Below are 14,623 nucleotides of genomic sequence, written 5' to 3'. Positions count from 1 at the left end.
AGCACACCGTCTGACCGCAACGTCCGACCAGGAGGAAGCACCACCGTGATCGTCCGATCGTTCAAGGACATCGAAGGCACCGACCGGCACGTCAAGTCGAAGTCGGGCACCTGGGAGAGCAAGCGCATCGTCCTGGCCAAGGAGCGGGTCGGCTTCTCCGTGCACGAGACCATCCTGTACGCGGGGACCGAGACGCACATGTGGTACGCGAACCACATCGAGGCCGTCGTCTGCACCAAGGGCGAGGCCGAGCTGACCGACCGCGAGACCGGGAAGACGTACACCATCACGCCCGGCACCATGTACCTCCTGGACGGGCACGAGCGGCACACGCTGCGTGTCAAGGAGGACTTCCACTGCGTCTGCGTGTTCAATCCGCCGGTGACCGGGCGGGAGGACCACGACGAGAACGGCGTCTACCCGCTGCTCACCGAGCCCGAGCCCGAGGAGGTGTGAGGAATCATGACCACCGCCACCGTGAAGGACCTCTACCCGACCCGCGGCGCCACCGAGGTGACCGTCCCCCGCCAGGACCCCGTCCTGTGGGGCTCCCCGGACACTCCGGGGCCGATCGCGGCGGCCGAGCTCCAGGCGTACGAGCGTGACGGCTTCCTCGCCGTCGACCAGCTGATCGGGCCCGACGAGGTCGAGGTCTACCGGCGGGAGCTGGAGCGGCTGGTCGGCGATCCGGCCATCCGCTTCGACGAGCGCTCCATCGTGGAGCCGTCGTCCCAGGAGATCCGCTCGGTCTTCGAGGTGCACCGGATCAGCGAGGTGTTCGCGGGCCTGGTGCGCGACGAGCGGGTGGTCGGCCGGGCCCGGCAGATCCTCGGCTCGGACGTGTACGTCCACCAGTCGCGGATCAACGTCAAGCCGGGCTTCGGCGCGAGCGGCTTCTACTGGCACTCGGACTTCGAGACCTGGCACGCCGAGGACGGCCTGCCGAACATGCGCACGGTGTCCGTCTCGATCGCGCTGACCGAGAACTACGACACCAACGGCGGTCTGATGATCATGCCGGGATCGCACAAGACGTTCCTGGGCTGCGCCGGCGAGACGCCCAAGGACAACTACAAGAAGTCGCTCCAGATGCAGGACGCGGGCACCCCGTCCGACGAAGCGCTCACCGAGCTGGCCGGCGAGTACGGCATCAAGCTGTTCACCGGCAAGCCGGGCTCGGCCACCTGGTTCGACTGCAACTGCATGCACGGCTCCGGCGACAACATCACGCCGTTCCCGCGCAGCAACGTCTTCATCGTGTTCAACAGCGTGGAGAACACGGCGGTGGAGCCGTTCGCCGCGCCGGTGCGCCGGCCGGAGTTCATCGGCGCGCGCGACTTCACCCCGGTGAGGTAGGCGCTCCCCGATCACCGGGCCGGGCCTCCACGTGTGGGACGGGAGGCCCGGCCCGGTCATGTCCCGAGGGGCCTATCCGGCCAGCGCGCCGAGCAGCCGGTCCACGTCCGCCGCCGTGTTGTACAGGTGGAAGGACGCGCGCAGACTGCCCGCGCGGTCGGACACCTGGATGCCGGCGCGGCTCAACTCGGCCTGCCTCGCGCCGAGTCCGGGCACGGACACGATCGCCGAGCCGGGCGCGGGCAGCGGCTCGTGCCCCAGCCGGGCGAGTCCTTCCCTGAAGCGGTCGGCGAGCGCCAGGTCGTGCGCGTGGACGGCGGCCACGCCCAGCTCCTCGATCAGCGTGAGCGAGGAGTACACCCCGCTGTAGGTGAACAGGCCGGGGCTGACATCGAACCGGCGGGCGGAGCGGGCGAGTTCGGCGACCGGGCCGTAGCAGCTGTCCCAGGGGTTCTCGGCCGCGACCCAGCCCGCGAGCAGCGGGGTCAGCCCGCCGAGGTCCTCGGGGACGACGAGGAACGCGGCGCCGTGCGGGCCGAGCAGCCACTTGAAGGTGGTGGCGACGGTGTAGTCGTAGCCGTCCGCCTCGATGGGCAGCCAGCCGGCGGCCTGGGAGAAGTCGACGTAGGTGCGGGCGCCGTGGGCGCGGGCCGCGGCACGCAGGGCGGGCAGGTCGGCGATCCGGCCGTCGGCGGACTGCGCGGCGCTGACCGCGACCAGCGCGGTGCCGGGGCGCACGGACTCGGCGAGCCGCTCCAGCGGTACGGCGCGCACCTTGAGGTCGCCGCGCACATGGAAGGGGTTCACCACGGAGGTGAAGTCGTCCTCGGCGGTGAGGACTTCGGCGCCCGCGGGCAGGGAGGCCGCGATCAGGCCGGTCTGCGCCGCGACCGAGGGACCGGCCGCCACCCGGCTCACCGGGACGCCGGCCAGGCGGGCGAAGGCGGCGCGGGCGCGCTCGACGTCCTCGAACAGCGGGTCCAGCGGGCGGCCCTCGGCCCGGATCGCCATCGCCGTCTGGAGCGCGGCGAGGGTACGGGCCGGGAGCAGGCCGCTGGTCGCGGTGTTCAGGTAGGTGTTCTCCGGGCGGAACTCGGCGCGGACGAGGCTCTCGAAGGTCTCCATGAGCCCACTGTGCGGCTCGGGAAGGCCCCCGTCCATCGCGTCCCGCTACGGAGACGGGCCAAGGACTTCTTATACGACCGCGCCGAGCTGCGATTTCGCACCCCCGCCGGTCAGCCCTCCGGCGGCACCGCGCATCCGTCCGGCCCGCAGGCCGCGGCGTCCCCCTGATCGACCGGCTTCAGCGGAGCGCGCTCGCCCCAGGCCTGGCCGAGCGCGCGGGTGAAGACCTCGGCGGGCTGGGCGCCGGAGACGCCGTACTTCCGGTCGAGCACGAAGAAGGGGACGCCGTTCGCGCCCAGCTCGGCGGCCTCGCGCTCGTCCTCGCGCACGGCGTCGGCGTACGCCCGCGGGTCGGCGAGCACCGCGCGTGCCTCGGCCGCGTCGAGCCCGGCCTCGGTGGCCAGCTCGACCAGCCGCTCGTCGCCCTCGGCGAAGACGGACCGCTCCTCGGCGAAGTTGGCCCGGTACAGGACCTGGAGCAGCGCGTCCTGCCGGCCGCGGTCCTTGGCCAGGTGGAGCAGGCGGTGCATGTCGAAGGTGCTGCCGTGGTCGCGGCCTCGGGTGCGGTAGTCCAGGCCCTCGGCGGCGGCCTGGGCACCGAGGTTGTCCTCGCCGGCCTCGGCCTGCGCCTCGCTCATGCCGTACTTCCTGGTCAGCATGGTGAGCACGGACTCGACATCGCCCTTGGCGCGGCCGGGGTCCAGCTCGAAGGAGCGGTGCACCACCTCGACGTCCGCCCGGTGCGGGAAGGCGGCGAGCGCCTTCTCGAAGCGGGCCTTGCCCACGTAGCACCAGGGGCAGGCGATGTCGCTCCAGATCTCGACGCGCATGTCTTCGGCTCTTTCCAGGTCGTACGGGTACGGAGGCGATCTACGCCGGGTATGTGAACATTCAAATGCCGCGGATCATTCCCCGGAGGGCACGGTGTACCGCAGGAACAGGTGGTGGTCCCCCTCGGCGGGCGGGTTCGCCGGGTCCGGCACCCAGCCCCGCCGGGCGTAGAAGCCCTGCGCCCGCAGGTTGTCCGCGTGCACGTCGAGCACCGCGGTACGCCGCCCGGCCGCCCGCCACTCCCCGGCACAGGCCGCGTGCAGCGCCGTACCGATGCCGCGCCGCCAGTGGTCCGGATCGACGTGGAACTGGAACAGCTTGACCGTGTCCGCGTCCGCTCCCTCCGGCGCCCGGAAGGAGGCGACCCCGACCAGCCGCCCCTCCCGGACGGCGCACAGCACCCGCCCGTCGGGCCGCTCGACGGCCTCCCGCCACGCCTCGGTCCAGTCGGTCTCCGCCTGCGGGACGCCGTCCGGGTAGTACGTGGAACGCGCCCGCAGGTGCAGCGCGGTGATGGCCTCGGCCTCGGCGGGCAGCGCGGGGCGGATTTCCAGGGGGCTTGCGGGTTCGCTGGTCATGGGGCGGGGGACGCCGTGCCCGTGCCGGTGGTTCCCCTGGGGGGTTCCTTACACTGAACGCCGTCTGCGAGGCCGGACGTTCCGGTCCGGAGGGGACGGATCTCGGTCCTCGTCGAAGCGGAGGGGTCAAGGGCGATGACGGCAGGCGAGGCAGGCGGGGCGCAGGTCAAGTCCGCGGTACGGACGGTCGAACTCCTGGAGTACTTCGCGAGCCGCGCCGGCATGCACTCCCTCGCGGCCGTGCAGGAGGCCGTCGGCTATCCCAAGTCCAGCCTGTACATGCTGCTGCGCACGCTGGTCGGGCTGGGCTGGGTGGAGACGGACGCGACGGGCACGCGGTACGGCATCGGGGTGCGGGCGCTGCTCGTGGGCACCTCGTACATCGACGGCGACGAGGTGGTGGCCGCCGCCCGGCCGGCCCTGGACCGGCTGGCCGACGACACCACCGAGACCATCCACCTGGCCCGGCTCGACGGCACCAGCGTGGTCTACCTCGCCACCCGCCCCTCCCAGCACCACCTGCGCCCCTTCACCCGCGTCGGGCGCCGCCTCCCCGCCCACTCCACCTCCCTCGGCAAGGCGATCCTCGCCACGTACCCCGACGAACAGGTGCGCGCGCTGCTGCCGCCGGAGCTGCCCGCGCTCACCGAGCACACCGTCACCGATCGGGAGCAGCTGATCGGGGAGCTGCGCCGGGTGCGGGAACAGGGCTTCGCCGTCGACCGCGAGGAGAACACGGCGGGGCTGCGCTGCTTCGGCGTGGCGATCCCGTACCGCACCCCCGCCCGCGACGCCGTCAGCTGCTCGGTGCCGGTGGCACGGCTGACCCCCGCCCGTGAACAGGCCATCAGGGACGCGCTGTTCGAGGCCCGCGACCGGCTGGCCCTGGCGACGCGCAGGCTCTGAGCGCGGGCGCGCCGGAAGGCGAGCCGGGCGCGGCGGGCCCCGGCGCGGCGGTCGCGCCGCCGTAGTCTCGGGCCCCATGGAGATCGTGCTGCGGAGCGTTCACGACGAGGACCTGCCGGTGTTCTTCCGGCAGATGACCGACCCCGTGTCCCTTCGGATGGCCGCGTTCGGCCCCCCGGACCCGGCCGACCGGCACGCCTTCGAGGCCCGGTTCAAACGGATCCGGGCCTCCGGCGACGTCCTGCGCACGGTGGTGGCCGACGGGCGGGTGGCGGGCAGCGCGGCGGTCTACGGGGAGCCCGGCGAGCGCGAGGTGACGTACTGGATCGACCGCGCCCTCTGGGGCCGGGGCGTGGCGACGGCCGCGCTGCGCGCCCTGCTCGCCGAGGTCCCCGAGCGGCCGCTCTACGCGCGGGCGGCGGCCGACAACGCCGCCTCGCTGCGGGTCCTGGCCAAGTGCGGCTTCCGCGAGACCGTCCGGGCACGGGGCTTCGCCAACGGCCGGGGCGAGGAGATCGAGGAGATCGTGCTTCTCCTGGACGCGTGAGAACGGGATGAACGGGGGCGCTCGGGATGAACAGGACATGAGAAATGCGCCCGACGGGGAACGTCCGTGCCCTTTCCGATCGTCTTCGGTGCGGGATGAACAAGACGATCAGGCGGGCCGCCGTCTTCACACTGCTGCTCGTGGTCGCGCTGCTGGCCAGGGCGACCTGGGTGCAGTTCTACGACGGCGAGGCCCTCGCGGACGACACGAACAACCGGCGCAACGCGATCGAGACGTACTCGCAGCCGCTCGGGAACATCATCGTGGCCGGAAACGCCATCACCGGCTCGGCCCGGACCAAGGGGGGCGACCTCGCCTACAAACGCACCTACAAGGACGGCAAGCTGTACGCGGCGGTGACCGGCTATGCCTCGCAGGCGTACGCGCCCACCCAGCTGGAGGGCATCTACGCGGATCTGCTCAACGGCACGGATCCGGGTCTGAAGACGGTGATGGACACCCTCACCGGCGGGCGGGCCGACCCCGGCGACGTGGTCACCACCATCGACCCGGCGGTGCAGAAGGCCGCCTATGACGCGCTCGGCGGCAAGAAGGGCGGGGCCGTGGCCATCGACCCGAAGACCGGCCGCATCCTGGCCGCGGTCTCGACGCCGTCGTACGACCCCTCGGCGCTCACCGACGCGAACACGGCCGGCGGCGCCTGGAAGCAGCTGAACGCGGACCGGGACAAGCCGCTGACCAACCGGGCGCTGCGCCAGCCGCTGCCGCCCGGCTCGACCTTCAAGCTGGTCGTGGCCTCCGCCGCGCTGGAGAGCGGGCTGTACAAGAGCGTGGACGAGCACACCGACAGCCCCGATCCGTACCGGCTGCCGGGCACGGTGACCGACATGCACAACGAGAACCGCTCGGCGCCGTGCCGCGACGCCCCGATCCGGGTGGCGCTCCAGTACTCCTGCAACAACGTCTTCGCCAAGATGGCCGTCGATCTCGGCCAGGACAAGGTGCGGGCGATGGCCGAGAAGTACGGCTTCAACGACGACCACCAGGACGTGCCGGTGCGCGCCTACCCGAGCGTGTACCCGAAGGACATGAACGCGTCCTCGACCGGGCTGACCGGCATCGGGCAGTACAACGTCACCGCGACCCCGCTCCAGATGGCCATGGTCTCCGCGGCCATCGCCAACGGTGGCGAGCTGCCCTCGCCGCACATGGTGTCCCGGACCGTGGACAGCGGCGGCAACGTGGTGCACGACTACGACGCCGACACCGGCTCCAAGCGGATCATCAGCGCCCGGACCGCGGCCCAGCTCCAGTCCGCCATGGAGACGGTGGTCAAGGACGGCACCGGCACCAACGCGCTGATCGACGGCGTGACCGTCGGCGGCAAGACCGGCACCGCGCAGCACGGCGAGAACAACAGCAAGACGCCGTACGCCTGGTTCACCTCGTTCGGCAAGTCCGACAGCACCGGCAAGGAGGTGGCCGTCGCGGTGATGGTCGAGCAGTCGGACGCGGCGCGCTCGGAGGTCAGCGGCAACGGGCTGGCGGCGCCGGTGGCGCGGGCGATGATGGCGGCGGCGCTGAAGAAGTGAGCGCGAGCGCACCGGTGCCGGGCGGGCACCGGTGCGCTTCCGCCGGAGGTCCGGGAGACCTCAGCCGACGAAGTACGTGGGGTTCGGCAGCTTGTAGGTACGGCCGGAGTAGCCGCCGTCCAGGTCCGAGTACTGGTCGCCGAAGTCGGCGATGATCCGGTAGCCGAGGTCCTGCTCGATGTGCTTGCGGGTGCCCGCCTTGTACTGGACGGTCGTGCACGTCCAGGTGCCCGGCGTGGCGCAGTCCTTCAGGTAGGCCGGCGGGTTGGCCGAGTCCTTGAGGAACATGTGGGCGGCGTCCAGGTTGACGTCGGCGCCGACCTTCTTCAGGTTGGCGACCGCGGCGGCACGCTGGGCCTCGGTGAGACCGGAGTTGTAGAAGACCGTGACGCCCTTGGCCGCGGCGTACCGCACCAGCTCGGGGCTGCCGAAGACGGCGGGGCGGTTGGCCTGGTTGACGTAGGCGTTCCAGGTGGCCGAGCTGTAGCCGTAGTTGTTGCGCTTCTCGTAGTCGAGGCTCAGCAGCAGCGTGTCGTCGATGTCGAACATGACGGCGGGCTTCTGGTGGTGCGCACGCGCGGTACGGGCGGCCCGGTCGATGTACTTCTTGGCGTCCGCGTCGATCCGCGCCAGGTCCTCGGCGTACGGGCTGGTCGGCGACGCCTGGTAGACGCCCTCGCTGTCGGCGGTGGTGCCGTAGTAGGTGTCGATGTCCTTCGTCAGGAGCCCGATGTTGTAGGGCTCGTGCGTGGAGTCGGCCGTCGACTGGCCGGCCGTGGCCGCGCCCGCGCCGTACAGGGCGGCACCGGCGACGACACAGGCGGCGCCGGCGGCGGCCGCTCTGAGGGACTTCCGCATGGAATCTCCGGATCTGGTGGCTAGAGTGATTGACCAGGTCACGGATTGTCTACGCGCATAACTAGCGGTATCGCGAGCCCTGTTACCCGATCGATACGGACGTCTTTTTCCGGCCATGCGCGATCACCGCCGGAACTCCGGACTCCGGGCGGTGGTCGGGAGAGCGCGGGCCGGGGGCGTGGGCGTGGCCGGTCGCGTGGTGCGGTCGCCCCGCCACGGCCTCGCCGGGCCGGCGGCGGTCCCGCTCCTTCAGCGCGCCGCCAGCGCCTCGCGCACCGCCGCGAGATCACCGTCCGATGCCAACCCCGCGTGGTACAGCCGCAGTTCGGTGGCTCCGGCCGCCCGTGCGCGGGCCGCGTCCGCCGCGAGGGTGCGGGGGCTGCCGCCCATCCCGGAGACCACGGTGAAGTTGGCGGCCAGCACGTGCCGCTCGCCCGCGTGCGCGGCGAAGGGCGCGAGCAGGGCCGTGCCCGCCGTGCAGGGGACCACGACGCCGTCGGCCACGGAGAGGATGTGGGCGGGATCGACGCCCGCGTTCGCGCCGCAGTGCTCGGGGACGGGGTCGGCGTGCAGCAGGACCTGGAACCCGGCGGGCGCGGCGGCGCGTACGGCGGCCACGGCCCGCTCCTGGAGGGTGCGGGCGGCCGTGTTCCGCCAGGCCCGGACGGCGGCGGCCCGTTCCTCGCCGAGGAGTTCCGCCGCCATCGGCAGCCCGCGGTCGGCCGCCGCGCCCCGCCACAGCGGCTCCAGCGCGGCCCGCACGGCCGCGGCCAACCCATCGGCATCCAGGCCGTGTTCGCCGTAGCCCGTGCGGCAGGAGGAGCAGAAGCACAGGGACATCAGGTACTCCCCGGCCTCGCCCAGGGGCACACCGGAGATCTTGTCGTGGGCGTGCAGGTGCGGCAGTCCGTACCAGCCGAGGGACTCCAGCTCGGTGCCCCGCGCGCCGGGGCGCACCGCGGCCTCGGCGGCGAGGTCGGTGAGGTAGGCGCGGGTGGGCTCCTGGGCGATGCAGGGCGCCCAGGGGTAGCGGTCGCCGTAGGCGTTGACGACGGAGGTGTCCGGATGCTCCGCGCCCAGGCGGGAGTTGTGCGCGAGCACCACCCAGGTGTGGACGGCGAGACCGGCGTCGGCGAGCGCCCGCGCGGCCTCGCCGTGGGCGTCGCCGGGGGCCCAGCGGCCGGCCGGGCGGGGGCGCAGCGCGCGGCCGGTCCAGCGGTCGCCCGGCGGGTAGAGGACGGCCGCGTGTTCGGCGGTGACGATGCGGTGGCGGGGGTGGCGCGGGGTCAGGGCGCGGGTGGAGTGGTAGGCGGCGGCGAGGGTCACCTGTTCGACGCCGAGGCCGGCGATGCGGGCGGGGGCGCCGGGGTCCCCGTTGACGTCCCAGGGATAGACGAACGCGGCGGCCTTCACCCGGACTCCTCCAGCGCACATTCTTGTGACCGTCGTCCATATTCATGAACGGCCTCACGCTAAGGGCCCCGCAGGGGAGGGTCAAGGACGGGGAACACCGCCCCGCCGACCGGCTGCTGGGTGGCCGCTTCGTCACCGAGCCGCCGGTCCGGCCGCCCCTGGGCCGCACGCGACAGCAGGGAACCGTGCCGCGCCGTACCGAGCCGCACGGAACCGCACCGCAGCCGCACCGCGCCAACGCCGGAACGGGCATACGGGCGCCGAACGGGCCCGTACGCCGCCGCATCCGGGCATACGGACCGCCCGTTTCCTCTCCGTCCGCCGCCGCCGCGCAGGTCCGCGGCGGGCACCGCGCCTGGCAAACGGGCCCAAGCGGGCAGCATCGGTCGGGCAACAAGCCTGGTCAGAGCGGCGGACCGGCGGTACAACTTCCCCCATGGGCCCGAACGGGCAGTTCCGCGGGGAGGCGGGTGACGAGATGACCGGAACGGCGGAGGAACGCCGGCGCGAGATCGTGCGGGCCGCGCGGGCCACCGGTGCGGTCGATGTCACCGCGCTCGCCGCCCGGCTGGGCGTGGCCAAGGAGACCGTCCGGCGCGATCTGCGCGCTCTGGAGGACCACGGGCTGATCCGCCGCACCCATGGCGGGGCCTACCCGGTGGAGAGCGCCGGCTTCGAGACCACGCTGGCCTTCCGGGCCACCAGCCAGGTGCCCGAGAAGCGGCGGATCGCCGCCGCGGCGGCCGAGTTGCTGGGCGACGCCGAGACCGTCTTCGTCGACGAGGGCTTCACCCCGCAGCTCATCGCCGAGGCCCTGCCGAGGGACCGGCCGCTGACCGTGGTCACCGCGTCCCTGCCGGTCGCGGGCGCCCTCGCCGGGACGGACCACATCCAGGTGCTGCTCCTCGGCGGCCGGGTGCGGGCCGGCACGCTGGCCACCGTGGACCACTGGACGACGACGATGCTGTCCGGCTTCGTCCTCGACCTCGCCTATGTGGGCGCCAACGGCATCTCCCGTGAACACGGCCTGACCACGCCCGATCCGGCGGTCGGCGAGGTCAAGGCGCGGGCGCTGCGGGCGGCGCGGCGCACCGTGTTCGCGGGCGTGCACACCAAGTTCGGCGCGGCGAGCTTCTGCCGGTTCGCGGATGTCGGCGCGCTGGAGGCGATCGTGACCAGCACCCTGCTCCCCGCGGCCGAGGCCCACCGCTACGCCCTGCTGGGCCCGCAGGTCATCCGGGTCTGAGTTACCCGGCCCCCGTCCCACCCGTGGGCGTGCCCCGCCCACCGAACACCCCTTATCTCCCCATACATCCAGGAGTGATCCATGCGCACCCCGAGCCGACGGAGGCCACGAGCCATGCTCGTCCTGGCCACCGCAGGGACGCTGCTCACCCCCCTGCTGTCCGGCTGCTGGGTCGGCGCGGGGGGCGGCGGATCCGGTGGCGACTCGATCAACGTACTGATGGTCAACAATCCCCAGATGGTGGAGCTCCAGAAGCTCACCGTCTCGCACTTCACCAAGGAGACCGGCATCAAGGTGAACTTCACCGTGCTGCCGGAGAACGACGTCCGCGACAAGATCAGCCAGGACTTCGCCAACCAGGCGGGCCAGTACGACGTCGCCACCCTCTCCAACTACGAGATCCCGATCTACGCCCGCAACGGCTGGCTGCGCCCGATGGACGCCTACGTGGCGAAGGACCCGTCGTACGACGAGAAGGACGTCCTCGCGCCGATGCGGCAGTCCCTCACCGGCGACGACGGCAAGCTCTACGGGCAGCCCTTCTACGGCGAGTCGTCCTTCCTGATGTACCGCAAGGACGTGTTCGCGGCGAAGGGCCTGACCATGCCCGCCCACCCCACCTGGCAGCAGGTGGCCGACCTCGCCGCGAAGGTGGACGGCGCGAAGCCCGGCATGCGGGGCATCTGCCTGCGCGGGCTGCCCGGCTGGGGCGAGATGGCGGCACCGCTGACCACGGTCGTGAACACCTTCGGCGGCACCTGGTTCGACAAGGACTGGAAGGCCCGGCTGGACTCGCCCGCCTTCGAGAAGGCGACGAAGTTCTACGTCGGCCTGGTCCGCTCGCACGGCGAGTCCGGGGCCGCGCAGTCCGGGTTCGCGGAGTGCCTGAACGACATGACGCAGGGCAAGGTCGCCATGTGGTACGACGCCACCTCCGCGGCCGGCTCCCTGGAGGCGAAGGGGTCCCCGGTGAAGGGCAAGCTCGGCTACGCTCCCGCCCCCGTCGAGCGGACCGCGTCCTCCGGCTGGCTCTACACCTGGGCCTGGGGCATCCAGCACGCCTCCCGCAACCCCGACAAGGCATGGAAGTTCGTCTCCTGGGCGTCGGGCAAGCAGTACGAGCAGCTGGTCGGCGAGACCAGCGGCTGGCCGAACGTGCCCGCGGGCAAACGGGCTTCGACGTACGAGAACCCCGACTACCGGCAATCGGCCGCCGCCTTCCAGGAGATGACCCGCAAGGCCATCGAGAGCAGCCGCCCGAACGACCCCGGCGTGCAGCCGCGGCCCGCGCCTGGCATCCAGTTCGTCGACATCCCCGAGTTCACCGACCTCGGCACCAGGGTCTCCCAGGAGATCAGCGCGGCCATCGCCGGACGCCAGTCCGTCGGCACGGCCCTGAAGAAGTCCCAGCAGCTCGCCGAGAAGATCGCCAAGGAGTACGAGGGACGATGACCACCACCACGGCCCCCTACGCGGCCGCCCCCGCCCGGCCGCTGCGACGGCCCCCGGCCCGGCTGCGCGCCTGGGCCACACGGGCCCCGCTGCTCCCCGCCCTCGTCTTCATGATCGCGGTCACCCAGCTGCCGTTCGTGGCCACGCTGGTGATCTCGTTCTTCGACTGGAACGCCCTCTACCCCAAGGCCCGCCGCTTCACCGGCTTCGCCAACTACCGCCAGGTGCTCACCGACGCGGACCTGCGCCACTCGGTCTGGACGACCGTGCTGCTCACGGTCGCCGTGGTGCTGGCCAGCCTGGTGCTGGGACTGCTCCTCGCCCTGCTCCTGGACCGGCGCTTCGCGGGCCGGGGCATCGTCCGCACCCTGCTGATCGCGCCCTTCCTGGTGGTGCCGGTGGCCGCCGCGCTGCTGTGGAAACACGTGCTCTACAACCCCGAGTACGGCCTGCTCAACGGGTTGCTGCACTACGTGGGCGGCCCCCAGCCGGACTGGATCTCGCGCACCCCGCTGCTCGCGGTGGAGGCATCCCTGGTGTGGCAGTGGACGCCGTTCATGATGCTGATCCTGCTGGCCGGACTGCAGAGCCGGGACCGGGAGCAGATCGAGGCGGCTCGGGTGGACGGCGCGGGCGACTGGCAGATCTTCCGCCATCTCACCCTGCCCCACCTGCGCCGCTACCTCGAACTGGGCGCGCTGCTCGGCTCGATCTACATCGTGCAGAACTTCGACGCGGTGTTCACCATCACCTCCGGGGGCCTCGGCACGGCGAACCTGCCGTACACCGTCTACCAGAGCTTCTACCAGGCGCACGAGAACGGCCTCGCCTCGGCCGCGGGCGTCCTGGTCGTCATCGGCTCCCTCGTCATCGCGACCTTCGCCCTGCGCGTGGTCTCGTCCCTGTTCCGCGAGGAGGTGGCCCGCTCATGACCGCCCTGAAACGCCACGGTCTGGGTCTCGTGGCCTGGCTGGCCGGCATCGTGTTCTTCCTGCCCATCGCCTGGATGGCGCTGACGTCCTTCCACTCCGAGCAGGACGCGGCGACCAACCCTCCGTCCTTCGGCGCCGCCCTCACCCTGGACGGCTACCGCGAGTTCTTCGGCGTCGGCGGCGGGGCGAGCCCCTGGCCCGCGCTGATCAACTCCGGTGTGGCGTCGGTGGTGTCCACGCTGTGCGTGCTGCTGCTCGCGCTGCCCGCCGCCTACGCGCTGTCGATCCGGCCGGTGCGCAAGTGGACGGACGTGCTGTTCTTCTTCCTGTCCACGAAGATGCTCCCGGCCGTCGCGGGACTGCTGCCGATCTACCTGTTCGCCAAGGACACCGGGACGCTCGACAACATCTGGCTGCTGGTCGTCCTCTACACCGCGATGAACCTGCCGATCGCGGTGTGGATGATGCAGTCCTTCCTCGCCGAGGTGCCGGTCGCGGTCATCGAGGCGGCTCGGGTGGACGGCGCCCGGCTGCCGACGATCCTCGCCCGTGTCGTCGCCCCCATCGCGCTGCCCGGCATCGCGGCGACGGCGCTGATCTGCTTCATCTTCAGCTGGAACGAGCTGCTGTTCGCCCGTGTGCTCACCGGCGTGGTCGCCGAGACCGCGCCCGTCTTCCTGACCGGCTTCATCACCAGCCAAGGCCTGTTCCTGGCCAAGGTGTGCGCCGCGTCGCTCGTCATCTCCCTGCCGGTGCTCGCCGCGGGGTTCGCCGCCCAGGACAAGCTGGTCCAGGGCCTGTCGTTGGGAGCCGTGAAATGAAGGCCGCCGTCATCGAGTCCGTGGGCCGTGCCGTCGTCACCGAGGTCCCCGACCCGACGCCGGGACCCCGCGAGGTCGTCGTCGAGGTCGCCGCGTGCGGGCTGTGCGGCACCGATCTGCACATCCTCCAGGGCGAGTTCGCGCCCAAGCTGCCGATCGTGCCGGGCCACGAGTTCGCCGGCACGGTGGTCGCCACCGGCGCTCAGGTCACCGAGGTGACGACCGGCGACCGGGTGGCCGTCGACCCGTCCCTGTACTGCTACGAGTGCCGCTACTGCCGCAGCGGCCACAACAACCTGTGCGAACGCTGGGCCGCGATCGGCGTGACCACGGCCGGCGGGGCGGCGCAGTACGCCGTCGCCCCCGTCGCCAACTGCGTCAAGCTGCCCGAGCACGTGCGCACCGAGGACGCGGCCCTGATCGAACCGCTGTCCTGCGCGGTGCGCGGCTACGACGTGCTGCGCTCCCGGCTCGGCGCCCACGTCCTGATCTACGGCTCCGGAACCATGGGCCTGATGATGCTGGAGCTGGCCAAGCGCACCGGCGCGGCCAGCGTGGACATGGTGGACCTGAACCCGGCCCGGCTGGACACGGCCCGGCTGCTCGGCGTCTCGGGCGCGGCGTCCGGCGCGGACGAACTCGACCGGCCGGGCGGCTGGGACGTGGTGGTGGACGCGACGGGCAACGCGGCGGCGATCCAGGACGGTCTGGGCCGGGTGGCGAAGGCGGGCACGTTCCTCCAGTTCGGGGTCGCCGACTACGCCACCCGTGTGCAGATCGACCCGTACCGCATCTACAACCAGGAGATCACCATCACCGGTTCGATGGCGGTGCTGCACAGCTACGAGCGGGCGGCGGAACTCTTCGCGGGCGGCGTCCTCGACCCGGACGTCTTCATCAGCGACCGGCTCCCGCTGGAGCGGTACCCGCAGGCGCTGGAGCAATTCGCGGCGGGGGTGGGCCGGAAGATCGTCGTGGTGCCGTGACGGTCGTGCCGTGCGGGTG

The 14,623-nt window shown here is 72.0% G+C and carries 15 protein-coding genes; 10 read left to right on the top strand and 5 right to left on the bottom strand.

Annotated features, from left to right (window positions below):
• Positions 1-45: 45 nt before the first annotated feature.
• Positions 46-456 carry an ectoine synthase gene (locus ACZ7EC_RS29570; protein ID WP_397986574.1) on the top strand — a complete coding sequence of 137 codons (411 nt, stop codon included), beginning with the start codon at positions 46-48 and terminating at the stop codon, positions 454-456.
• 6 nt (positions 457-462) lie between these two features.
• Entirely contained in the window at positions 463-1,356 is an 894-nt protein-coding gene (gene thpD, locus ACZ7EC_RS29565) for an ectoine hydroxylase (RefSeq protein ID WP_471067327.1), read from the top strand.
• Positions 1,357-1,428: 72 nt separating this feature from the next.
• Here thpD and ACZ7EC_RS29560 read toward each other — a convergent pair whose 3' ends face one another.
• From ACZ7EC_RS29560 to ACZ7EC_RS29550, 3 genes are all read right to left on the bottom strand, one after another.
• On the bottom strand, positions 1,429-2,481 hold the full coding sequence (locus tag ACZ7EC_RS29560) for an aminotransferase class V-fold PLP-dependent enzyme (RefSeq protein WP_471067325.1): 1,053 nt from the start codon (positions 2,479-2,481) through the stop codon (positions 1,429-1,431).
• Positions 2,482-2,591: 110 nt separating this feature from the next.
• A complete protein-coding gene (locus ACZ7EC_RS29555) occupies positions 2,592-3,311 on the bottom strand; it encodes a DsbA family oxidoreductase (protein WP_471067323.1) in 720 nt (239 codons plus the stop codon).
• Positions 3,312-3,386: 75 nt separating this feature from the next.
• On the bottom strand, positions 3,387-3,890 hold the full coding sequence (locus tag ACZ7EC_RS29550; RefSeq protein ID WP_471067321.1) for a GNAT family N-acetyltransferase: 504 nt from the start codon (positions 3,888-3,890) through the stop codon (positions 3,387-3,389).
• A 135-nt stretch (positions 3,891-4,025) separates the two neighbouring features.
• On the opposite strand from ACZ7EC_RS29550, the gene ACZ7EC_RS29545 reads away from it, so the two are divergent.
• From ACZ7EC_RS29545 to ACZ7EC_RS29535, 3 genes are all read left to right on the top strand, one after another.
• A complete protein-coding gene (locus ACZ7EC_RS29545) occupies positions 4,026-4,796 on the top strand; it encodes an IclR family transcriptional regulator (RefSeq protein ID WP_471067320.1) in 771 nt (256 codons plus the stop codon).
• Positions 4,797-4,872: 76 nt separating this feature from the next.
• A complete protein-coding gene (locus ACZ7EC_RS29540; protein ID WP_471067319.1) occupies positions 4,873-5,343 on the top strand; it encodes a GNAT family N-acetyltransferase in 471 nt (156 codons plus the stop codon).
• A 95-nt stretch (positions 5,344-5,438) separates the two neighbouring features.
• Positions 5,439-6,896: a peptidoglycan D,D-transpeptidase FtsI family protein gene (locus ACZ7EC_RS29535; protein WP_471067317.1), complete on the top strand. Its 1,458-nt coding sequence runs from the start codon at positions 5,439-5,441 to the stop codon at positions 6,894-6,896.
• 60 nt (positions 6,897-6,956) lie between these two features.
• Here ACZ7EC_RS29535 and ACZ7EC_RS29530 read toward each other — a convergent pair whose 3' ends face one another.
• Together ACZ7EC_RS29530 and ACZ7EC_RS29525 are read right to left on the bottom strand one after the other, a co-directional pair.
• Entirely contained in the window at positions 6,957-7,754 is a 798-nt protein-coding gene (locus tag ACZ7EC_RS29530) for an HAD family acid phosphatase (RefSeq protein ID WP_471067315.1), read from the bottom strand.
• A gap of 249 nt (positions 7,755-8,003) precedes the next feature.
• Positions 8,004-9,167, bottom strand: coding sequence for a hypothetical protein (locus ACZ7EC_RS29525; protein ID WP_471067453.1), 1,164 nt, complete (start codon positions 9,165-9,167; stop codon positions 8,004-8,006).
• Between the two features lie 478 nt (positions 9,168-9,645).
• Between ACZ7EC_RS29525 and ACZ7EC_RS29520 the strand changes: the two genes are divergently transcribed.
• The 5 genes from ACZ7EC_RS29520 (at position 9,646) to ACZ7EC_RS29500 (ending at position 14,604) form a co-directional block, all read left to right on the top strand.
• Positions 9,646-10,413, top strand: a complete 768-nt coding sequence (locus tag ACZ7EC_RS29520; protein WP_397987324.1) for a DeoR/GlpR family DNA-binding transcription regulator — start codon at positions 9,646-9,648, stop codon at positions 10,411-10,413.
• 81 nt (positions 10,414-10,494) lie between these two features.
• Positions 10,495-11,865 (top strand): ABC transporter substrate-binding protein, encoded by a 1,371-nt coding sequence (locus tag ACZ7EC_RS29515; protein WP_471067313.1) that lies wholly within the window; start codon positions 10,495-10,497, stop codon positions 11,863-11,865.
• Positions 11,862-12,797: a carbohydrate ABC transporter permease gene (locus ACZ7EC_RS29510; protein WP_471067311.1), complete on the top strand. Its 936-nt coding sequence runs from the start codon at positions 11,862-11,864 to the stop codon at positions 12,795-12,797. Before ACZ7EC_RS29515 ends, ACZ7EC_RS29510 begins: the two co-directional genes overlap by 4 nt.
• Entirely contained in the window at positions 12,794-13,618 is an 825-nt protein-coding gene (locus ACZ7EC_RS29505) for a carbohydrate ABC transporter permease (protein WP_471067309.1), read from the top strand. The genes ACZ7EC_RS29510 and ACZ7EC_RS29505 overlap by 4 nt, the downstream gene beginning before the upstream one ends.
• Complete coding sequence (locus ACZ7EC_RS29500; RefSeq protein WP_471067307.1) at positions 13,615-14,604, top strand: zinc-dependent alcohol dehydrogenase family protein; 990 nt, start codon at positions 13,615-13,617, stop codon at positions 14,602-14,604. The genes ACZ7EC_RS29505 and ACZ7EC_RS29500 overlap by 4 nt, the downstream gene beginning before the upstream one ends.
• Positions 14,605-14,623 lie beyond the last annotated feature (19 nt).

The organism is Streptomyces sp. NPDC037203 (genome assembly GCF_055605065.1).
Note: the sequence above shows the minus strand (reverse complement) of the source record. Positions and strands in the feature narration are given on the sequence as shown.